Source organism: Pseudonocardia sp. NPDC046786 (assembly GCF_040645415.1).
Taxonomy (GTDB): domain Bacteria; phylum Actinomycetota; class Actinomycetes; order Mycobacteriales; family Pseudonocardiaceae; genus Pseudonocardia; species Pseudonocardia kongjuensis.
Genome location: NZ_JBEYYF010000013.1, coordinates 71252 through 91877 on the forward strand (window position 1 = coordinate 71252; position 20626 = coordinate 91877).

A 20626-nucleotide genomic window follows, 5' to 3' on the forward strand; every position below is an offset into this window, starting at 1 on the left:
GAGCACTCACGATGCGTACCGGAGACCAGGTCGTCCAGGACCTGCCCTGGCGGTGGAGGGTTCAGGGCAAGATCTTCATCATCGGCGGCCTCGGCTACATGTTCGACGCCTGGGACGTCGCCCTCAACGGCTTCCTCACCCCGCTGCTCGGGCTCGAGTTCGGGCTCTCCACCGGCCAGCGCGGGCTGGTCGCCACCGCCAACCTGATCGGCATGGCGGTGGGTGCCGTCGCGTTCGGCACGATCGCCGACCGGATGGGCCGCAAGAAGGTCTTCAGCATCACCCTGCTGATCTTCGCGCTGTTCTCCGTGCTCGGCGCGCTCTCCCCGAACTGGGAGATCTTCCTGCTGCTGCGCTTCATCGCCGGCCTCGGCCTCGGCGGATGCATCCCGGTGGACTACGCGATCGTCAGCGAGTTCTCACCGAGGAAGCTGCGCGGCAAGATCCTCGCCGCGATGGACGGCTGGTGGCCGGTCGGCGCCACCATGGCCGGGGTGTCCGCCACCCTGCTCGTCCCGGTCGAGGGCAACTGGCGCTGGATGCTCTCGCTGATGGTGCTGCCCGCGCTGCTGCTGTTCTGGGTCCGCCGCGGCGTGCCCGAGTCCCCGCTCTACCTGGCCCGCACCGGCCGTGAGGCCGAGGCCCGCGAGGTCATCGACGACATGGTGCGGCGCACCGGCGCGACGCCCGAGGCCTACGTCATCACCACCGCCGCGCCCGAGGCGACGACCTCGCGCAAGAAGGGGCTCGCCTCGCTGGGCGAGCAGCTCAGGATGGTCTGGGCGTTCTCGCCGCGGATCACCGGCGTCGCCTGGTCGCTGTTCATCTCGGTGATGGTCGTCTACTACGCCGCCCTGTCCTGGATGCCGTCGATCCTGCGCTCGCAGGGCATGGACGACGTGGCCGCGTTCGCCTCCACCACGATCATGAACGCGGTCGGCATCCTCGGCGTCATCACCTCGGTGCTGCTGGTCGAGCTGGTCGGGCGCAAGTGGGTGATCGGCGTCGCGGCACCGCTGGCCGCGCTGTCGCTGGTCGTGTTCTCGCTGGTCATGGAGTCGGCGGCGGCGTCGATCGCGACGATCGCGGTGTTCGGCTTCTTCGCCCTCGTGGTCATCCCGGTGATGTACGCCTACGTCTCCGAGCTGTACCCGACCGAGCTGCGCGCCTCCGGCTTCGGCTGGGCGTCGTCGTCCAGCCGGGCGGTCACCGGGTTCGTCCCGCTGATCTTCGGCACGCTGCTCTGGCCGGTGCTCGGCCTGCCGCTGACCTTCACCGTGATGGCCCTGCTGGTCGTCGCCGCGGTGATCTTCATGGCGCTCTGCGCGCCGGAGACCAAGGGCCTGGAGCTGGACCGGATCACCGGCACCGAGCAGCAGGTCGACCAGCCCGCAGCCGCCCCGGCGGTGGAGAAGACGTGAAGCCCGCCGCGTTCACCTACCACCGGGCGTCCTCGGTGCGCGACGCGGTGACGCTGCTCGGTGAGCTGGCCGACGACGACCCCAAGGTGCTCGCCGGCGGGCAGAGCCTGGTCGCCATGATGAACTTCCGGATGGCCCGCCCGGGCCATCTGGTCGACATCACGCACGTGCCAGGGCTGGCCGGCATCCGGCGCGACGGCGACGCGCTGCGGATCGGCGCGCTCACCACGCACCGGGCCGTGGAGAAGGCCGATCTCGGCCCGGACTTCCGGGTGCTGTCGGACGCGATGCGCTGGGTCGGGCACCTGCCGATCCGGACCCGCGGCACGGTCGGCGGCTCGATCGCACACTCCGACGCCACCGCCGAGTGGTGCCTGCTCGCGACGCTGCTGGACGCCGTCGTCGTCGCCGAGGGGCCCGCCGGCCGGCGGGAGATCGCCGCCGGGGAGTTCTTCCTCGGGCCCTTCACCACCGCGCTGGACCCCGACGAGGTGATCGTGGAGATCGTGTTCCCCCGCCCCGCACCGCGGGCGGCGCTGACCGAGTACGCCGACCGGCGCGGCGACTTCGCCGTCGTCGCCGCCGGGATCGACCTGGACACCGGATCGGTCGTGCTCGGCGGCGTCGGCACCGTCCCGGTGCTAGTCCGCGACGCGGGATCGCCGGCCGCGATCGCGGACGCACTCGACCTGCGCGACGAGCCCGGCGCACCGGCGTCCTACCGGCGCGGGCTGGTCCGCACCCTGGTCACCAGGGCCCGGGCCGCGGCCGGCGCGCCCGGCCCGGCCGGGACGGGGGCCCTCGATGGGTGAGCCGGGCCTGCGCCGCGACGGCACCTGGGTCGGCGCGTCCGTGCCGCGCCGGGAGGACCCGCGTCTGCTCACCGGGCGCGGGCGGTTCGTCGACGACATCACGCTGCCCCGGATGCTGCACGCCGCGTTCGTCCGCGGCACCGAGGCGCATGCTCTGCTCACCTCGGTCGACCTGACCGGGACCCGCGCGGTGCCCGGCGTCGTCGCCGCGTTCGACGCCGCCGATCTCGGGCTCGGCGACATCACCGCGCTGCTCGACCGGCCGGCCGAGGAGTTCACGCCGACCGCGATGCCGGTGCTCGCCCGGGACCGGATCCGGTTCGCCGGCGAGCCGGTCGCGATCGTGCTCGCCACCGACCCCTACGCCGCCGAGGACGGCGTGGAGGCCGCGCTGGTCGAGCTCGAGCCGCTGCCGCCGGTCGTCACCGAGGCCGCCGCGCTGACCGCGGACGGCCCGCCGGTGCACGACGAGGCGCCCGGCAACGTGCTCGTCGACGTGTCGCTGTTCGCCACCGACGGCATCGACAGCATCCTCGACACGGCCCTCGCCTCGTCGGAGCAGGTCGTCGTCACCGTCGAGACCCGCACCGGGCGGCAGAACGCGCTGCCGCTGGAGACCCGCGGCGTCGTCGCCGACTGGGACGACCGCGACGAACAGCTCGTGGTGCGCACCTGCACCCAGGTCCCGCACCAGGTCCGCACCGTGCTGGCCCGGTGCGCCGGGCTGGCCGAGCGGCAGGTCCGGGTCACCGTGCCGGACATGGGCGGCGGGTTCGGGCAGAAGTGCGTCGTCGGCCGGGAGGAGATCGCCGCCGCGGCCGCCGCCCGGCTGCTGCGCCGCCCGGTCAAGTGGATCGAGGACCGGCGGGAGGCGCTCACCGCGAGCTTCCTCGCCCGCGAGCAGCACTACACCGCGCGGGCCGCGTTCTCCCGTGACGGCGAGATCCTGGCCCTGGACGCCGACGTCGTCTGCGACATGGGTGCCTACTCCTGCTACCCGTTCACCGCCGGCATCGAGCCGCTGATGGCCTCGGCCGAGATGCCGAGCGTCTACCGGGTGCCCGCCTACCGGGTGCGCGGCCGGGCGATCACCACGAACAAGGCGCCCACCGCGCCGTACCGCGGGGTGTCCCGGCCGCAGTACGTGATGGTCATGGAGCGGCTGATGGAGCGCGCCGCCCGGACGCTCGGGCTGGACGCGCTGGACGTCCGGCGACGCAACCTGATCACCGAGTTCCCGTACCGCGGGATCAACGGCGTCACCTACGATCCCGGCTCCTACCGGGAGTCCCTCGACCTGTGCGAGCAGGTGCTGCGCGACGAGGGCTGGCCCGGCCGCGCGCCGGACGACGGCCGGGTCGTCGGGATCGGCTACGCCTGCTTCTCCGAGCGCACCGGCTACGGCTCCGGCGCGTTCGCCCAGCGGCGGATGCAGGTCGTCCCCGGGTTCGACATCTCGCAGATCACGATGGACCTCGACGGCACCGTCACGGTCACCACCGGCACCCTGTCGCACGGCCAGAGCCACGAGACGACGTTCGCCCAGATCGTCGCCGACCGGCTCGGCATCGGCTACGACAAGGTCACGATCGTGCAGGGCGACACCGACCGGATCACCTACGGCTGGGGCTCGTTCGCGTCCCGCTCGGTGACCATCGGTGGGTCCGCGGCCGCCGCCGCGACCGACAAGCTGGGCGAGCAGCTGTGCATGCTGGCCGCGCACCTCGCCGGGGTCGACGCCGACGTCTGCGAGCTCGACGGCGCGGGCGGGGTGCGGGCCGGGGACCGCACGCTGCCGTTCACCGAGCTGGCCGATGTCGCCTACCTGCGCGCGCACCTGCTGCCCAAGGACGTCGGGCCCGGGCTCACCGCCACCGCCTCCTTCGACGTCGCCGGCGACGGCACCTTCTCCAACGCCACCCACGGCTGCGTCGTCGCGCTCGATCCGGGCACCGGCGGCGTCGAGATCCTGCGCTACGTCTGCGTCGAGGACTGCGGCGTCGCGATCCATCCGCGGGTGGTCGAGGGGCAGGCCCGCGGCGGCATCGCGCAGGGCATCGCGGGCGCGCTGTTCGAGCAGGTCACCTACGACGAGCTCGGCCAGCCGCTGACGCCCAGCTTCATGGAGTACAAGGTGCCGACCGCCGCCGAGATCCCGGACGTGCGGATCGAGCACCTGGAGACACCGTGCGCGTTCACCGCGAACGGGGCGAAGGGCGCCGGCGAGGGCGGCACCATCGGCGCCCCGGCGGCCGTGCTCAACGCGGTGAACGACGCGCTGCGGCACACCGGCGTCGAGCTGGACCACACCCCACTGGCACGGGCGGACCTGTACGCCGCACTCAACCGGGAGGCATCGTGACCGACGTGCAGCTGGTCGAGCTGACCGTCAACGGGGAGCGCCACGACCTGGCGATCCCGCCCCGGCGCACGCTCGCCGACGTGCTGCGCCACGATCTGGGGCTGACCGGCACCCACGTCGGCTGCGAGCACGGCATCTGCGGGGCCTGCACGGTGCTCGTCGACGGCGCCCCGGCACGGGCCTGCCTGCTGTTCGCCGCGCAGGTGGAGTACGCCGCGATCAGCACCGTCGAGTCGCTGGCCGGGCCGGACGGCGAGCTGTCGGACCTGCAACGCTGCTTCGGCGAGCACCACGGCCTGCAGTGCGGCTTCTGCACGCCCGGATTCCTGATGCTCGCCGAGGGCTACCTGGCCGAGGAGCCCCACGCGACCCGCGAGGAGATCCGTGAGGTGGTCGCCTCGAACCTGTGCCGCTGCACCGGCTACGAGACCATCATCGACGCGGTGGACGACTGCGCGTCCCGCCGCCGCGCCGCCCTGCAGGCCGCACTGGACCCGGTGCCGGCCGCCGCACCCCGACCCGATCCTGGGAGCACCGCATGAGCACACACGACACCGGGCTGCACGGCGAGGACACCGACGCGACCTACCGGCGCGCCGGGTTCGGTGGCCGGGCCCGGCGCGGCGACCGGCCGGCGATCGTCGTGGTGGACCTGAGCAACGGGTTCACCGACCCGCAGTACCCGACCGGCGCCGATCTCACCGACGTCGTCGCCGCGACGTCCACACTGGTCGGGGCGGCCCGCCCGGCCGGCGTCCCGGTCGTCTGGACGACGGTCGCCTACCACCCGGCCGAGCTGGACGCGCTGCCGTGGCCGGCGAAGGCGCCCGGCCTGCGCGGGCTCGCCGAGGGCTCGGCCGCGGTCGCCCTGGACGCCCGGCTGCCGGTGGACCCGGCCGACAACCTGATCACCAAGAAGGGCGCATCGGCGTTCTTCGGCACCGGCCTCGCGTCGTTCCTCACCGCGGCCCGGGTGGACACCGTGCTGATCTGCGGCGCCACCACCAGCGGCTGCGTGCGGGCCACCGTGGTCGACGCCGTCCAGTCCGGGTTCGACGTGCTGGTGCCGCGCGACTGCGTCGGCGACCGCGCAGCCGGGCCGCACGAGGCGAACCTGTTCGACATCGAGGCCAAGTACGGCGACGTGATCGACCTCGACGACGCCGTCGGCTACCTGAAGGGGCTCCTGTGACCGGCACGCTCACCACCCGCCAGGTCCGGCAGGACGCGCTGGCCGATCTCGCCGACGTGCAGGCCGTGTCCCGCTGGGTCCGCAACGGCGACCTGCGGCTGCACGTGCTCGACTACGAGGGCACCGGCACGCCGGTGCTGATCCTGCCCGGCATCACCAGCCCGGCGATCACGATGGACTTCGTCGCCCGCGAGCTGAACGACCTCTGCCGCCCGCTGGTGCTCGACGTCCGCGGCCGCGGGCTGTCCGACTCCGGCACCTCCTGGACGCTCGACGACTACGCCTCCGACACCCTCGCCGTGCTGTCCGAACTGGACCTGGGCGCCGAGCCGGTGCTGCTCGGGCACTCGATGGGCGCCCGGATCGCCGCCGTCACCGCGCTGCGCAGGCCGCTGCGCGGCACCGTGCTGGTCGATCCGCCGCTGTCCGGTCCCGGCCGCGGGCCCTACCCGACCACCCTGGACGCGTTCCTCGGCCAGCTCGCCGAGGCCGTCCGCGGCACCGACGCCGACGAGGTCGCCCGGGCCTGGCCGCGCTGGCCGCGGGCCGAGCAGGCGCTGCGGGCGCGCTGGCTGTCGTCGTGCGACGAGACGGCGATCCGGGCCACCCACGCCGGCTTCGAGAGCGAGGACTTCTTCGACGTCTGGCCGTCGGTGCCGGCGCCGTCCACCGTGCTCCACGGGGACGGCTCCCCCGTCGTGACCGCCGACGGGGCCGCGGAGATCGCCGCCGCGAACCCGGGTGCCGAGCTGGTCGCGGTGCCCGACGCGGGGCACATGGTCTTCTGGGACAACCCGGCCGGGGCGCGGGAGCTGCTGCGCGCCGCCCTGGAACCGCTCGTGCGCTGACCGTCGGGGCCGTTGCTGCGAGCGGGTGTCATCAACCTCCTTTCGTAACTGAGAGCTGATGAACTCGTTACGGAGCGTGTGAACAGCGCGACGGCAACGACGCCGACCTCCCAGTTCGTCACCGGAACGCCGCAGCGCCCGCCGGTCGCGGCCCGGCAGGATGTGTGGACCGTGGCGGCCCGGAGCCCCGAGTTCGCCGAGCTCCGGTCCCGGCACCGCCGCTTCCTGCTCCCGGCCACCGTCGGGTTCCTCGCCTGGTTCTTCGCGTTCATCGGGCTCAACGCGTGGGCCCCCGAGCTGCTCGGCACCCGGGTGATCGGGGACATGACGCTGGTCCTGCTGCTGGCCGTGGGCCAGTTCGTGTCGACCTTCGCGATCACCGCAGCGTACCTGCGTTACGCGGGTCGCCGGCTCGACCCGCTCGCCGACGAGATCCGCGACCGTCTCGAGGGGGGTCACCGGTGAACCCCGCCGTGTCCACCGGTGACCCGCTGCTCAACATGCTGGTCTTCTCGGCGTTCATCGTGCTCGCCTTCCTGCTCGTGCTGCGGGTCCGGCGGCGGTCGTCGGCGGCCCGGGACTACTACACCGGCGGCAGCGGATTCACCGGCCCGGAGAACGGTCTCGCCCTGTCCGGCGACTTCCTGTCGGCGGCGACCTTCCTGGGCATCGTCGGCGCGGTCGCCGTCGCCGGGCCGGACGGCTTCGTCTACGCCGTGGTGGCGTTCGTCGCGTGGCTCGTGGCGCTGTTCTTCGTCGCCGAGCTGCTGCGCAACACCGGCCGCTACACGATGGCCGACGTGCTCGGCCACCGGCTGCGCCGGCGTCCGGTCCGCGCGGCTGCCGCCACGTCGGCCGTGGTCATCTCCACGCTCTACCTGCTCGGGCAGCTCGCCGGCGCGGGCGGGCTGCTCGCGCTGCTGCTCGACATCACCGACCGGGCCGGGCAGTCGGCGATGATCGCCGCCGTCGGTGCCGTGGTGATCGGCTACGTGCTGATCGGCGGCATGAGCGGGGCCACCTGGATCCAGATCGTCAAGGCGTGCCTGCTGCTCGCGACCGGGCTGGCGATGGCCGCGTTCGTGCTCGGCACCTCGGGCCTGAGCCTGCCGGCCCTGATCAGCGCGGCCGTCGAGAACCACCCGCGCGGGGAGGCGATGCTCGCGCCGGGGCTGCTCTACGGCGGCGGGCTGACCGCCAACCTCGACCTGGTGTCGCTGGCGGTGGGCGGTGTGCTCGGCGTGGCCGGGCTGCCGCACATCCTGATGCGCTTCTACACCGTGCCCGACGCCCGCCAGGCCCGCAGGTCCGTGGTCTGGGCGATCTGGCTGATCGGCGGCTTCTTCCTACTGGTGCTGGTGATCGGCTACGGGGCCACCGCCCTGGTCGGCCCGGAGACCATCCTGGCCGCGCCCGGCGGGGTGAACTCGGCGGCGCCGCTGCTGGCCCTGGAGATCGGCGGGCCGGTCATGCTCGCGCTGGTCTCGGCGGTCGCCTTCGCGACGATCGTCGCGGTGGTCGCCGGCCTGATGATCGCCGCGTCGGCGGCGTTCGCGCACGACGTCTACGCCCAGCTGCTGCGCAACGGCCGGGCCACCGCCGCCGAGGAGGTCCGGGTCGCGCGCCGTACCACCGTCGTGATCGGGATCGTCGGCATCGCCGGCGGGATCCTCGCGAACGGGCAGAACATCGCCTTCCTCGCCGCCCTCACGTTCGCGATGGCCGCGTCGGCGAACCTGCCCACCCTGCTGTACTCGCTGTTCTGGAAGCGGTTCACCACGACCGGTGCGGTCTGGAGCATCTACGGCGGGCTCACCGTCACGCTCGGACTGATCGTGTTCTCGCCCGCGGTGTCGGGTTCGCCGACGTCGATGCTGCCCGACGTGGACTTCGCCTGGTTCCCGCTGTCGAACCCCGGCCTGGTGTCGGTGCCCGCCGGGTTCCTGCTGGGGTACCTGGGCTCGGTCCTGGGCCGCGAGCGTCCCGACGAGGCCGGCTTCGCGCAGATGTCGGTCCGCGCGCTGACCGGAGCCGGACAGCAACGCCCGGTGCCCGGTGACCCGTCCGCGCCGGCCGCGCCGTCGCCGGAGCCGTCCGGGCCGGCACCGTCGTCGTCGGCTCCGTACCCGGCGGACCCGGACACGCCGGGGCCGCCGTCGTCGGCACCGTTCCCGCCGGCCCGGACCGGTGCGCACCGGGCCCCGCCCGCCGTGCACACCCCCCACGGTGCGCCACCGCGGGCGCACCCGGCCACCGGGACGGCACCGTGGCCGGGCCCGTCCGGGACCCGGCGCCCGGCGGGGGGCGCGACGACGCGTCCGCCGGCCCGCGAGCCGCAGCTGCGGCTCGGGCGCGACCGGCGCGGGCGCCCCGGGACCGATGCCCACGGACCGCAGCACCATCGGCGTACCGACGGCTGACCGCACGCGGCAGGCGCACGGCGGGGGCGGGCGACCGCGCCCGCCGGCTCAGCGGTTGTGCGCGAGCAGCGCGTCCACATCGGCACGGCCCGGCGCGGTCGCCGGGCCGTGCCGGGTGACCGCGAGCGCGGCGGCGGCGTTCGCCCGCCGCACGGCCTCCGGCAGCTCCGCGCCGCCGAGCAGTTCGGCCGCGAGCACGCCGCAGTGCGCGTCGCCCGCTCCGGTGGTGTCCACCGCCCGGACCGGTGGCGCCGGGTAGGCCTGCACCCGGCCGTCGTCGACGACCAGGCATCCCGTCGCGCCGTCCCGCACCACGACGACGGCGCCGTCCGGCAGCCGGCGGGCCAGCGCCCGGCCGGCGTCGGCGAGGTCCGGCTCACCGCTCGCCAGCCGGGCCTCCCGGGCGTTGCAGCTGAGCACGGCGGTGCGGGTCAGCATCCGCTCCCACGTCGCCTTCGGGATGTCGGTGACCAGCGGTCCCGGGTCCAGCAGCACGCGGGCGCCACGCACCCGGCCGGAAGCCCCCGCCGCGCCGGACCGGTCGGCCGCGTCCAGCACCTGTGCGACCTTCTCCGGGACCAGCAGGCTGTACCCGCTCACGTACAGCAGGTCCTCCGGCCCGGCGGCCGGCAACCTCCCGGCCGGGGCGGCCTCCGCGCCGCCACCGGTCACGAAGGTGCGCTCCCCGGACGGCTCGACGAGCACCACGCAGACCCCGGTGTCGGCGTCCGGCGAGGGCGCCCCGCCGAGCGCCACCCCTTCGGCGGCCAGCGCCGCGCGGACCAGGTCGCCGCGCGGACCGGTGCCGTGCCCGCCCACGTACACGACGTCCGCCCCGGCCCGGGCCGCCGCGGCAACCACGTTGAAACCGCCGCCGGGCAGCATCGCGGTGTCCTCGGCGAGCACGTCCCCGCCGCGCGGCGGAAGCGACGGCACCCGCATCACCAGGTCGACGAGCACCTGGCCGGTGTGCACGAGCCGGCCGGTCACCGGCGCTCCCGGGCCCCGCCGAGCAGCGCGTAGCCGCCGGCCGCGACGACGAAGGTGACCACCCACGCCAGGCCGTTCTCCCCGACCCAGGTGCCGGCCAGCGGGCCGGTGAACCAGGGATCCGACGACAGCCCGACCGTGGCGAACAGGTAGCCGACGACGATGGCCACCGCCCACGCACCGGTGGCGCGCGGCTCGACGCCGCCGCGGTACCAGTAGCCGCTGGTCCGCGAGGTGTCCATCAGCGCCACCGGGTCGTAGTGCCTGCGACGCAGCATGTCGACGGCGAACACCCCCACCCATGCGGTGATCGGGATGGCCAGCGCGCTGATGAAGGCGATGAAGGGCGGGTAGAAGCCCTCGGCCACGAGCATGAAGTAGATCGCCCCGACGAACGTCACCAGCACGTCGACGACGACCGCGTAGACCCGACGCAGCCGGATCCCCAGGGTGATCGTGGTGAGCCCGGCCGAATAGACCGACAGGTGGTTGGACAGCAGCAACCCGCCGAACGCGGCGATCAGGTACGGGATCGCCATCCAGACGGGCAGCAGGTCCCGGATCGCCGCGACCGGGTCGGCGGCGTCGGCCAGCCCGGGATCGCCCGCGGCCAGCAGGCTGCCCAGCGAGATCAGCAGCACCAGCGGGATCCCGGCTCCGGCGGCCGCGGAGAGCACCAGCGAACCGGCCCGCACCGACGGCGCCTGGTAGCGGGACATGTCCGCCGACGCGTTCGCCCAGCCGATCCCGGTCCCGGCCGCGATCACGCCGATGCCGGCGATCACCGCACCGGCCGGTGCCGGGGTCGCCGAGGCCACCGCGGCCCAGTCCACCGTTGCCACCAGGAACCCGCCGACCAGGATGTTCAGGGCTCCGAACACCCACGTCGCCCACCGCTGGACCCGCACCAGGAACCCGTGTCCGAGACCCGCGACGAGCACGGTGCAGAGCACGAACACCGCGATGCAGGCGATCGTGATCACCGGATGGTCCTTGGCCGCGGGGCTGGTCCCGGCGACGATCGTGACCAGCGACAGCAGCGCGAACGCGGCCGTGGTCGTGTTCACCGTCTCCCAGCCGAGCCGGGAGAGCAGCGAGACCAGCGTCGGACCGATGTTGCCGCGGGCCCCGAACACCGCGCGGGACAGCGTCAACCCGGGCGCCCCGCCCCGGCGGCCGGCGATCGAGACCGCCCCGACGATCGCGAACGACCCGACCGCGCCGACCACGGCCGCCAGGACCGCCTGCCAGACGGTCAGCCCGGACGCGACGAGCGTCGCACCGAGCGGCAGGCCGAGGATCGAGATGTTCGCGGCGAACCAGACCCAGAACAGCTGGCTCGGGCGACCGTTCCGCTCGGCGACCGGTACCGGTTCGATTCCGCGGGTCTCCAGGGTGCCGGTGGACGGCACGGTGTCGTCGGTGGTTCCGGTGGCCATCGTGGCCTCCTATCGGGCGGTGACGCCCCGGGCCCGTGCCCGGAGGGTGAGCAGGCCGTCGACGAGGTCGTCGAGCGGGTCGAGCAGCTGCCGGTTCATCCGGCGCACGGTCGCGGTGAGGTCCGCGGGCAGGCCCGCGGCACCGTGCACCGCGCCGAGTACGGCTCCGCAGATCGCGGCGACCGTGTCGGTGTCGCCGCCGAGCGAGGCGGCGGTGACGAGTGCGGCCCGCGGGTCGTCGCCGAGTGCCGCGGCCAGGCCCAGCGCCGCGACGACCGACTCGGTCGCCGTGACCGAGGTCCCCACGACGTCGGCCACGGTGTCCGTGAGCTCGTCCGGCGGCAGGCCGGGCAACGTCCGGTAGGCGCAGCGGAGCCGGGCAGCGACGTCCGCCCCCGCGGCCCATCCCCCACGCCGGGCGCCGTCCCGCGCCGCCGCGACCGAGGCGTCGAGCGCCGCGGGGAGCCCCAGGCCCGACACCCCGGCCGAGACGGCCGCCGCGACCGCCGCCGCGGCGGCGATCCCGGGGGCGGTGTGGTGGGTGACGACGGCGGACTCGACGACCGCGTCCAGCAGCCCGGCCCCGGCGCGCGCGATCCCGACCGGGGCGACCCGCATCGCGGCACCGTTCGTGGTGCCGTCCCGCCCGGCGCGTTCCGGCGGTTCGCCGCCGGCGAGCCGGGTCAACGCGCGGCGGGTGGAGGGGCCGAGCAGGTCCAGCGACCCGCGCCGGATCATCTCCTGCTCCCACGCCTCCAGCCGGGCGGCGAACACCCGGGGCGGGACCCGGCCGTCGTGCTCGACGAGGATCCGGGCGAGCAGCAGCGCCTGTTCGGTGTCGTCGGTGACGGTCCCGGCGGGCAGCTTCGGCGCGACCGGCTGGTCGTCGGCGCCGTCGAGGAGGCGGTCGACGACCCCGTAGCGCTCGGCGATCGCCGACCGCGACAGCGACTGGGTCGGCATGCCGAGCGCGTCACCGACCGCGAGCCCGAGCAGCGCACCGACTGCGCGGTCCCGCTCGCCGCTCACCGCTCCTCCCCGGCGCCGAACGCCAGGTGGAACCGGAACCGTTGCGGGTCCAGCAGGCTGACGACGTGCTCGACCAGGCCGCCCGCGGGATCCCGGGTGACTCGTACGGCCCGCAGGAACAGCGTGCCCGCCGGGCGCTCCAGCGACTCGGCGTCGGCGGCGTCCAGCGGCTCCGCGGAGATCCACTGCTCGCCGGTGGTGCCGTGCAGCCCGGCCGCGCGCAGCGTGGCGGTGATCGAGTCCTCGACCAGGCCGCGCACGGGCAGGTCGGCGAGCGCCCCGGTCGCGGGCAGTGACGCCGTCTCCAGCGAGACCGGCCGTCCACCGGCCCGCCGCAGCCGTCGCACGACGACGAGCGGCCCCTCGGGTCCGGCCAGGTCGGGGTCGCCGCCGGGCTCGATGCCGAGCAGCTCGGTGCCGACCTCGGCGCCGGACCCGGCGAGCGCGCGGGCCCAGCCGAGCCGCTGGTCGAGCGGGGCGCCGTCGAAGGTGACGAACGAGCCGACCCCGGTCTCGGTGGTGATCAGGTCACGGCGGGCGAGCTCGGCGAGCGCGCTGCGGACGGTGCCCCGGGAGACCTCGTAGGCCCGGGCGAGCTGGTTCTCCCCCGGCAGCCGTTCGCCGGCCCCCAGGCGCCCGGAACGGATGCGGCTCGCGAGATCCTCGACGAGCCGGCCGCGTTTGGAGCGACTTCCTTGAGCGGACATGTACAAACATGTACAGGAAGGCCCCGGCGCTGTCCAGGGCCTGGTGCCCGGCGACGGCCGACCCGCGAGCAGTGGCCCCGCCCGGTCCGGCCCCGGGCCACTGGGGTCGGCGACGTGAGCGCACCCGGCGTCGCCGCGGCCCGATGAGCCGCCGGAGCCGCGCGGCCGGCGCAGCGGGAGTCAGCGCAGGGATCACCGCGGTGGTCGCGGCCGCGCCGACCGGGGTCGCGTTCGCCGACCCGTGGAACCTCGTACACATCGGCGCGCTCCGGGCGACCGGCATGTGCGTCACGCTCGCGGCCGCCGCCGGATGGGTGCTCGGGCGCCCGGCCGTGCGGGTGGCCGCGGCCGTGAAAGCGGTCCTCGGCGTCGCGACCGTCAGGAGGGCCGGGTGTGGACGGCCGCGGGCCCGACCCGCGGTCCGCGCGGTTCGCCGACCCCACGACCGTCGAGGTGCTCGACGCGGCCGGGTGCCGGCACCGGGCCGGGTCGACCCACGCACCCTCGCCGTCGACCCGATCGCGCCGGCCTGCTGACCAGCCGAGGCACCAACCCGGCCCCGCAGGGCCTGCTGATCAGGCGAGCAGCGCCCCCGCGCCCGGCACCCGGGCCTCCAGGCCCAGCTCGGTGAGGATCCGGTGGGTCGTCGCGGTCGCCGCGGACAGCACCGGGATGCCGATCTCGTCCTGCACCGGCTGGATCGACGGCAGCGACGGCATCTGCACGCAGGCGCTCAGCACCAGCGCGTCGGCCCGGGTCAGGTCGAGCTTGCGGTGATGCTCGCGCAGGTCGGCCGGATCGAGCCGGGCGACGGCCAGGTTGTCGGGCACCTGCAGCGACAGCGAGTCGACGACCTCCACGCCCTCGTCCTCGAGGTAGTCGGCGACGGCCTTGGTCAGCGGCTCCAGGTACGGCGTGATGATCGCGACCCGGCGCGCCCCGAGCGCCGCGATCCCGGACAGCAGCGCGCCCGCGCTGGACACCACCGGCGCGTCCGAGCCCTCGGCCCGCAGCGCCGCGGTGATGTCGTCCTCGGCGGTGCAGTGGTAGCCGGGACCCTGCGCCATGATCGCGACCAGGCAGGCGGTGGCGACGACGTCCGGCCGGGCGTCGGCCAGCTCGGCGGCGGCCCGCTGGGCCTGGGCGTTCATCGCGCGCAGCTGCTCGGGCGTGACGTGCTGCATCCGGGCGCGGGCGGCGTGGAACACGAACCGCTCGCCGGGGATCTCGGCCTCGCGTGCAGCCAGCATCCGCGGCAGCTCGGTCTCCATCGTCAGGTTCGACGACGGGACGATCATGCCGACATGATGGTCGCGGCTCATCGCTTCTCCACCGGGCGCATCTCGGGGACGGTCAGCTCGCCGGCGTCGACGATCAGCTCGTCGTCGAGGTACAGCGAGTTACCGCGCATCGGGATGTCGAAGTGGCAGGCGGTGTCGTTCGGACCGCCGAGCTCGTTGTTCGGGCCGATCGAGAACATCACGTTGCCGTAGAAGCTGCGCAGCTCCATCCCCATGCCGCCGGGGAACTGGGTCAGCCCGTGCCAGTGCGCGCGCTCGTCGAGGCCCCAGCCGACGTGGCTCATTCCGTAGCCGCGCGGGTCGTCGAAGCTCTCGATGTAGGAGCGCAGCAGGTCGGCGTCCAGGCCCGAGGAGCCGGCGCCACCGCGGATGTCGCGGATGAAGCCCTCCTCGATGGTGATCTCCACCGGAGTCTGGACGTAGGTGTTGAACGGCAGCAGCACGTCCCCGGGGGCGAGCACGATCTTCCCGTCGACGCCGGTGTCCGACCCGCCGGTGAACACGAACGCGGCCGGCCAGTGGTCCCAGCGGCCGGGGGTGTCGGTGTAGCCGTACTCGCTCAGCGTCGGGTACATACCCAGCTGGTAGGTGACGTCGGTGCCGTGCGGGCTGGTGATCCGCATCGACGACGCCTTGGCCAGCAGCTCGGCGCCGGTCTCGACGCGCTCGCGCAGCTCGGTGGTCGGCATCAGCCGGGCCAGCAGCTCCGGGGGCTCGACGGCGGTGAGGATCCGGGTGCCGGCGTCCTGGATGGCGAACTGCTCCTTGCTGAACAGCAGGAACGTGCAGTCCACGACCATGTCGACGGCTTTCAGGGCGTCCACCGCGAGGGGGATGTTCCCGAGCCCGGAGTCGCCGACCGCCCAGGCCCCGCCCGCGCTCGCCGGGGACGGCAGGCGCATGTGATAGCCGGTCGCGCCCAGGCGCTGGATCGCCCAGAGGAACGCGTCGGCGTACTCGGCCCGCTCGCCGCCGCGGGTCAGCACCACGACGGTCTCGCCCTCGTGCACCCCGGACAGCGTCAGTTGCTGCAGGCAGATGTCGTTGAACAGGTTCTGGTCCACTACGGCCACCTCCGTGTCTCCGGCTATTAATCCGAGCACGTACTATCCGGGTACGCAATACCTGAGGGCGAGGGAAACACGACCGTCACGCGGATGCCGGTCAGTCCGGGGTGCCGTCGCAGACCGACGTCAGGCCGCGGCCGAGCGCACCGCGGTGCAGGTCGTCGAGGCCCTCGGCCTGCGCGACGGCGGCCTGCGCCAGCGACGCCGGGCAGTCCTCGTGCACCCGCGCCGGGGCCGCGACCGCCAGCGCGGCGATCAGCTCCTGGTCGATCCGGCCGAACTCGCCGCGCACCCGGGCGGGGTCGGCCGGCCCGCCGGGCCGGGACTCCGGACGCTCGGCCCACTGCCGGAGCAGCCCGTCGCGCACCTGGGCGCTCGCCGCAACCTGGTCGGCCACGACGCGGGCCACCCACTGCCGGTCCACGCCCGCCCGCTCCGCCGCCTCCTGGACTACGGCGGCGTCCGCACCCGGGTCGGGCACCGGAGCGCCGGCGTCGAGCTCGGCGAGGGCGGCCTGCCCGGCGAGGCCGGCCCGCTGCGCGGTGAGCTCCACTACCTGGGTCAGCCCGTCGGCGGGCGCGGCCCCCTCGGGCCCCTGGCTCAGCGGATCGGGCTGGTCGGCGCAGCCGGACAGCATCAGCGCCGCGACGACGGCGGCCAGGCCGTACCGGACCCCGCGGAGACGTCGACGCGGCAGCGGTGCACGGCTCCCGTTCACGCGTCCGACCCTACGACCCCTGCAGACCGGGCGAGCAGGCCCGTCCATGATCCCCATCCCGGGAGTGCAGGAGCGCGCGAGGAGCCTCGACGCCCCCGGGACGGGGATCATGGACGGGAGATGCGCGGGCCCCGCGCGCCGGTGATGCTGGCGGGCGTGGACTCGACGGTGATCCTGGAAGTGGCCCTGAACGGCAGCACCACCCGCGAACGGAACCCGTACGTTCCGCGCTCGCCCGCGGAGGTCACCGAGCAGGCGCTGGACGCGCTCGGCCGCGGCGCGGCGATCGTGCACAACCACAACGACGACCCGATGTTCACCATCGACGGGGTGCACGCCGTCGAGCCGTACCTGACGGCGTGGCAGCCGGTGCTCGACCGGCACCCGGCGGCGCTGCTGTACCCGACGATGGCGGCCGGCGCCCGCGACATCCCGGTGCGGCGCCGGTGGGCGCACGTCGAGGAGCTGGCGCGACGCCGGATGGGCGGGCTGACGCTGGTCGATCCGGGCTCGGTGAACGTCGGCCTGCTCGACGACGGCCGCTGCCCCGACGCCGCCGCGCCGGAGCCTTACCAGAACTCGTTCGCCGACACGGAGTACATGTTCGCGCGCACCGCCGAGCTGGCGGCCGGGCCGAGCATCTCGATCTTCGAGCCGGGCTTCCTGCGGACCACGCTGACCCTGCACCGGCACGGCCGGGTGCCGCCGGGCGCGATCGTCAAGCTGTACTTCGCCGACCGGCTGCAGTTCGGCCTGCCGCCGACCCCGGCCGCGTTGGAGGCGTACCTGGAGCTGCTCGAGCCGTCCGGGCTGCCGTGGTCGGTCGCGGTGCTCGGCGGGGACGTGGTGGCGTCCGGACTGGCCGAGGCGGCGGTGCGCCGCGGCGGGCACCTGCGGGTGGGCCTGGAGGACTACGCGGGCCCCGCGACGCCGTCGAACCGGGAGCTCCTGGAGGACGCGCTGCGGCTGCTCGACCGGGTCGGTGCGACCCCTGCCGACCCGGTTACCGCACGTCGCATCCTCGGTCTTCCGACGGACGCCGGGAATTCATGATCCGGATTTCCCGGAAATCCGGCGCGGTACCCACTCGGGCCGGGCCGAAACATTGATTCGGGTGATGTTTTCGAGCCGATACGCAACAAGGGGCGCGACCCCGGTCGGTCCGGGGCCGCACCCCTTGTGCGGCTGCGCTGCCGGTCTGCTCCCGCGGGCGGTCGGGCGCCGCCCTCCGGTCGCGACCGGCCTGGTCAGAACCAGGCCTTGCGACCACCGACCGGCCGGCCGATCGCCCCGAGAATGAGCAGGACGACGCCGACGACGACCAGGATCGTGCCGATCGTGGTGACCAGCGGAATGCTGGTGAAGTAGCCCACCAGCAGCAGAATGATGCCGAGAATGATCATTTCCAGTTCCCTCCCGAGAATGTGGGAGGAAAGTACCCGGGGCGGGCCCGGCGCGCAGCACGGGGAACGGTTCCGATGGTCGGATCGTGACATTCGGTCGGGGTTTTCCGGGACTCCGTCGGCGAGCGATCGCCGGGGGGGCGCGGCGGCGCACCCCGGCGGCGGCGGCACACCCGAGCAGCGTCCCGCCACCCATCAGCGGCGCAGCGGCGCACCCGGCGGGGTCATCGCACCCCGGTGACGTCGTCGCACCTGCTGTCCACGGTGCGACATCCGAAACGGGGTGCGACGTCACGACCGGGGTGCGAGCCCATCACCGGGCCCGCAACAACGCACCCCGTCACCGGCCCCGCACCGTGTACAGCAGGTGCGGCGACATGGCCGGGGTGCGGCGACGTGGCCGGGGCACTAGCGGATCCGACGGGGCGCGATTCCCCGGGGCGCGAGGCGGCCCGGCCTACGCCCGCGCCGCCAGCCCGGCCGCCGATGTCGCGTGGTCCAGCGCGATCGCCCCGGCCCCGCGCAGCACCCCGTCGGTGACGTGCGCGGCGTCGACGACCGGCGGCGGATCCTCCCGGTGGAAGGTCATCAGCCCGGCCCGGTACGCCTGCGCGAAGCGGTCCGGCGCGGCCCCGCGCAGCGCCGTCCCGAGCCCGCCGAGCACCACGATCTCCGGGTCGTGCGCGTTGACCAGGCCGGCGGTCCCGGCGGCGAGCCGGGCGGCGGCATGCGCGACGGCGCGGGCCGCGGGCTCCTCCCCCGCCGCGGCCCGGTCCAGCACGGCGACCGCCGAGCCGTGCGGGTCGTCGGGCTCCGGCTCGCCGAGCATCCGGGCGAGCGCGCGGCCGTCGACCTCGGAGTTCCAGCAGCCGCGGGCCCCGCACGGGCAGTCCCGGCCGGGATCGCCGAAGGGCAGGTGGCCGAACTCCCCGGCCGCGCCCCGCGACCCGGACTGCGGCCGGCCGCGCAGCAGCAGTGCACCGCCGATCCCGACCTCGACGGTCAGGTACAGCGCCGTCCCGGCGCCCGCCGCGGCGCCGTCGCGGACCTCGGCCACCCCGGCCAGGTTCGCGTCGTTGCCGGCGAGCACCGGCAGCCCCTGCCCGGCGCCGATCCGGCGGACGTCGAGCGGACTCCAGCCCTGCCCGGCGGCCTGGGCGAGGTGCTCGTCGAGCAGCGTCGCCGCGACCCCGATCCCGACCGCGGCGACCGGGCCTGGGTGCTCGGCGACCAGCGTCCCGACGATCCCGTCCAGCTCGGCGGCGACGGCGTCCGGCTCCCGGCGCGCGTGCCGGCCGGACCGCACCGCGACCGGCTCGCCGTCCAGCCCGACGAGACCGGCCCGCCAGCCCTCGAACCGGACGTCGACGGCGACGACCGCCGGTCCGGCGCGGTTCGGGACCAGCCGGGTCGTCGGGCGGCCGCGGCCGCCGCAGGGCGCCCGTTCCTCGGTGACCCAGCCCAGCTCGCGCAGTCGCGCGGTGATCTCGGTGGCCGATCCCCCGGCCAGCCGCAGCCGCCGGGCCAGCTCGACCCGGGTCAGGCCGGGCTCGCGGCGGATCTCGGCGAGCACCTCGGCGCTGGCCCGCCAGCGGTCGGTCTCGGCGCGACCGGGACGTGAATCGGCTGACACCGACGCCATCTCGTTTGACACCTCCTGGCCCGCGCTCTTTATTCTCGTGGGGCGATGAAAACCCTGCCCACACCCTCTCACCACTCTCCCACCACCGGAAAGCCCGGCCCCGCGCTGTTCGCGATGGCGCTGGGCGGGCTCGCCATCGGCACCACCGAGTTCGCCTCGATGGGCCTGCTGCCCGCGTTCGCGGCGGACCTCGGCGCCACCGTGCCGCAGGCCGGCACCGCGATCAGCGCCTACGCACTCGGCGTCGTGGTCGGCGCGCCGGTGCTCGCCGTGCTCGGCGCCCGATGGCCGCGCAAGCACCTGGTGCTGGCGCTGGCCGGTGCCCTGGCGCTGACCAACATCGCCTCGGCGTTCGCGCCGACGTTCGGCACCTTCGTCGCCACCCGGTTCCTGGCCGGGCTCCCGCACGGCGCCTACTTCGGGACCGCATCGGTGCTCGCCGCCTCGCTGGTGCCGCGCGAGCGCCGCCCGCGCGCCATCGCCACCGTGATGAGCGGCCTGATGATCGCGAACGTGGTCGGTGTCCCGGGCGCGACCTGGCTCGGCCAGGCCGCCGGCTGGCCCGCCGCGTACTTGGCGACCGGCGCGATCGCCGTCGTCACCATGGCCGCGGTCTGGTGGCTGGTGCCCGACGTGCGCGACGAGCGTCGCGGCTCGGTGCTCGGCGAGCTGTCGGCGCTGCGCCGCGGCCAGGTGTGGATCACGATGGCGGTCATCGCGACCGGCTTCGGCGGCTCGTTCGCCGTCTACAGCTACATCACGCCGGTGCTCACCGAGGTGTCCGGCCTGGCCGAGGCCGCGGTGCCGGTGGCGCTCGCGGTGTTCGGCATCGGCATGACGCTGGGCAACCAGGTCGGCGGGCGGCTCGCCGAGATCGCCCCGGTGCGCACCATCGCCGCCGGTCTCGGCTCGGCCGCGGTGTCGATGACGGTGTCCGCGGCGACGGCGTCGTCGGCGGTGATGGCGCTGGTCGCGCTGTTCACCCTGGCGTTCACCACGACCGCGACCACCCCTGCACTGGCCACCCGGCTGATGGACGCCGGCCGGGAGGGCCCGACGCTGGGCGCCGCCCTGCACCACGCGGCGTTCAACGTCGCGAACGCGCTCGGCGCCGCGCTGGGCGGCCTGGTCCTGGCCGCCGGCTGGGGCTGGACCTCGCCCGCCGCCGTCGCGACCGTGCTGCCGCTGCTCGGGCTGGCCGCGCTGTACGTCGCCGTACGGATGGAGCGCACCGAGCTCGCCGCCCAGCACCGGATCCCGGCCCGCACCGGCTGA

Annotated in this window: 18 protein-coding genes and 1 pseudogene; 10 read left to right on the forward strand and 9 right to left on the reverse strand. The window is 74.7% G+C overall.

All coding sequences use genetic code 11. From position 1 onward, the window contains the following. The first annotated feature begins 11 nt into the window (after positions 1 to 11). The 8 genes and pseudogenes from ABZ881_RS17600 to ABZ881_RS17635 form a co-directional block, all read left to right on the forward strand. The gene (locus tag ABZ881_RS17600) at positions 12 to 1421 is read left to right on the forward strand and encodes an MFS transporter (RefSeq protein ID WP_358485696.1); all 1410 of its coding nucleotides are present in this window, start codon (positions 12 to 14) and stop codon (positions 1419 to 1421) included. Next, complete coding sequence (locus tag ABZ881_RS17605) at positions 1418 to 2233, forward strand: FAD binding domain-containing protein (protein WP_358485698.1); 816 nt, start codon at positions 1418 to 1420, stop codon at positions 2231 to 2233. Before ABZ881_RS17600 ends, ABZ881_RS17605 begins: the two co-directional genes overlap by 4 nt. Further along, positions 2226 to 4595, forward strand: a complete 2370-nt coding sequence (locus ABZ881_RS17610) for a xanthine dehydrogenase family protein molybdopterin-binding subunit (protein WP_358485699.1) — start codon at positions 2226 to 2228, stop codon at positions 4593 to 4595. Before ABZ881_RS17605 ends, ABZ881_RS17610 begins: the two co-directional genes overlap by 8 nt. After that, positions 4592 to 5137, forward strand: coding sequence for a (2Fe-2S)-binding protein (locus ABZ881_RS17615; protein ID WP_358485702.1), 546 nt, complete (start codon positions 4592 to 4594; stop codon positions 5135 to 5137). Before ABZ881_RS17610 ends, ABZ881_RS17615 begins: the two co-directional genes overlap by 4 nt. Beyond that, positions 5134 to 5787: an isochorismatase family protein gene (locus ABZ881_RS17620; protein ID WP_358485704.1), complete on the forward strand. Its 654-nt coding sequence runs from the start codon at positions 5134 to 5136 to the stop codon at positions 5785 to 5787. Before ABZ881_RS17615 ends, ABZ881_RS17620 begins: the two co-directional genes overlap by 4 nt. Beyond that, complete coding sequence (locus ABZ881_RS17625; RefSeq protein WP_358485706.1) at positions 5784 to 6635, forward strand: alpha/beta hydrolase; 852 nt, start codon at positions 5784 to 5786, stop codon at positions 6633 to 6635. Before ABZ881_RS17620 ends, ABZ881_RS17625 begins: the two co-directional genes overlap by 4 nt. Positions 6636 to 6713: 78 nt before the next feature. Further along, on the forward strand, positions 6714 to 7100 hold the full coding sequence (locus ABZ881_RS17630) for a DUF485 domain-containing protein (protein ID WP_358485708.1): 387 nt from the start codon (positions 6714 to 6716) through the stop codon (positions 7098 to 7100). Positions 7101 to 7135: 35 nt separating this feature from the next. Next, positions 7136 to 8686: pseudogene (locus ABZ881_RS17635) on the forward strand (cation acetate symporter); the annotation flags it as partial. A 417-nt stretch (positions 8687 to 9103) separates the two neighbouring features. On the opposite strand, the gene ABZ881_RS17640 reads toward ABZ881_RS17635, so the two are convergent. From ABZ881_RS17640 to ABZ881_RS17670, 7 genes are all read right to left on the reverse strand, one after another. Next, on the reverse strand, positions 9104 to 10045 hold the full coding sequence (locus tag ABZ881_RS17640) for a PfkB family carbohydrate kinase (RefSeq protein WP_358485710.1): 942 nt from the start codon (positions 10043 to 10045) through the stop codon (positions 9104 to 9106). Continuing rightward, the gene (locus tag ABZ881_RS17645) at positions 10042 to 11484 is read right to left on the reverse strand and encodes a cytosine permease (RefSeq protein WP_358485712.1); all 1443 of its coding nucleotides are present in this window, start codon (positions 11482 to 11484) and stop codon (positions 10042 to 10044) included. The genes ABZ881_RS17640 and ABZ881_RS17645 overlap by 4 nt, the downstream gene beginning before the upstream one ends. A 9-nt stretch (positions 11485 to 11493) precedes the next feature. Next, the gene (locus ABZ881_RS17650; RefSeq protein ID WP_358485713.1) at positions 11494 to 12513 is read right to left on the reverse strand and encodes an ADP-ribosylglycohydrolase family protein; all 1020 of its coding nucleotides are present in this window, start codon (positions 12511 to 12513) and stop codon (positions 11494 to 11496) included. Next, positions 12510 to 13220, reverse strand: coding sequence for a GntR family transcriptional regulator (locus ABZ881_RS17655; RefSeq protein ID WP_358485714.1), 711 nt, complete (start codon positions 13218 to 13220; stop codon positions 12510 to 12512). Before ABZ881_RS17655 ends, ABZ881_RS17650 begins: the two co-directional genes overlap by 4 nt. A gap of 575 nt (positions 13221 to 13795) precedes the next feature. Then, on the reverse strand, positions 13796 to 14542 hold the full coding sequence (locus ABZ881_RS17660; RefSeq protein WP_358485715.1) for an Asp/Glu racemase: 747 nt from the start codon (positions 14540 to 14542) through the stop codon (positions 13796 to 13798). Then, complete coding sequence (locus ABZ881_RS17665) at positions 14539 to 15585, reverse strand: leucyl aminopeptidase (RefSeq protein ID WP_358485718.1); 1047 nt, start codon at positions 15583 to 15585, stop codon at positions 14539 to 14541. Before ABZ881_RS17665 ends, ABZ881_RS17660 begins: the two co-directional genes overlap by 4 nt. Positions 15586 to 15685: 100 nt before the next feature. Next, entirely contained in the window at positions 15686 to 16306 is a 621-nt protein-coding gene (locus tag ABZ881_RS17670; RefSeq protein WP_358485720.1) for a hypothetical protein, read from the reverse strand. 120 nt (positions 16307 to 16426) lie between these two features. Between ABZ881_RS17670 and ABZ881_RS17675 the strand changes: the two genes are divergently transcribed. Beyond that, positions 16427 to 17359 carry a 3-keto-5-aminohexanoate cleavage protein gene (locus tag ABZ881_RS17675; protein WP_358485723.1) on the forward strand — a complete coding sequence of 311 codons (933 nt, stop codon included), beginning with the start codon at positions 16427 to 16429 and terminating at the stop codon, positions 17357 to 17359. Positions 17360 to 17553: 194 nt separating this feature from the next. Here the strand turns inward: ABZ881_RS17675 and ABZ881_RS17680 are convergent, their stop codons facing one another. Together ABZ881_RS17680 and ABZ881_RS17685 are read right to left on the reverse strand one after the other, a co-directional pair. After that, complete coding sequence (locus ABZ881_RS17680) at positions 17554 to 17709, reverse strand: hypothetical protein (protein ID WP_085913989.1); 156 nt, start codon at positions 17707 to 17709, stop codon at positions 17554 to 17556. Positions 17710 to 18166: 457 nt separating this feature from the next. Next, positions 18167 to 19351, reverse strand: coding sequence for an ROK family transcriptional regulator (locus ABZ881_RS17685; RefSeq protein WP_358485725.1), 1185 nt, complete (start codon positions 19349 to 19351; stop codon positions 18167 to 18169). Positions 19352 to 19396: 45 nt separating this feature from the next. Between ABZ881_RS17685 and ABZ881_RS17690 the strand changes: the two genes are divergently transcribed. Further along, the gene (locus tag ABZ881_RS17690; RefSeq protein ID WP_358485727.1) at positions 19397 to 20626 is read left to right on the forward strand and encodes an MFS transporter; all 1230 of its coding nucleotides are present in this window, start codon (positions 19397 to 19399) and stop codon (positions 20624 to 20626) included.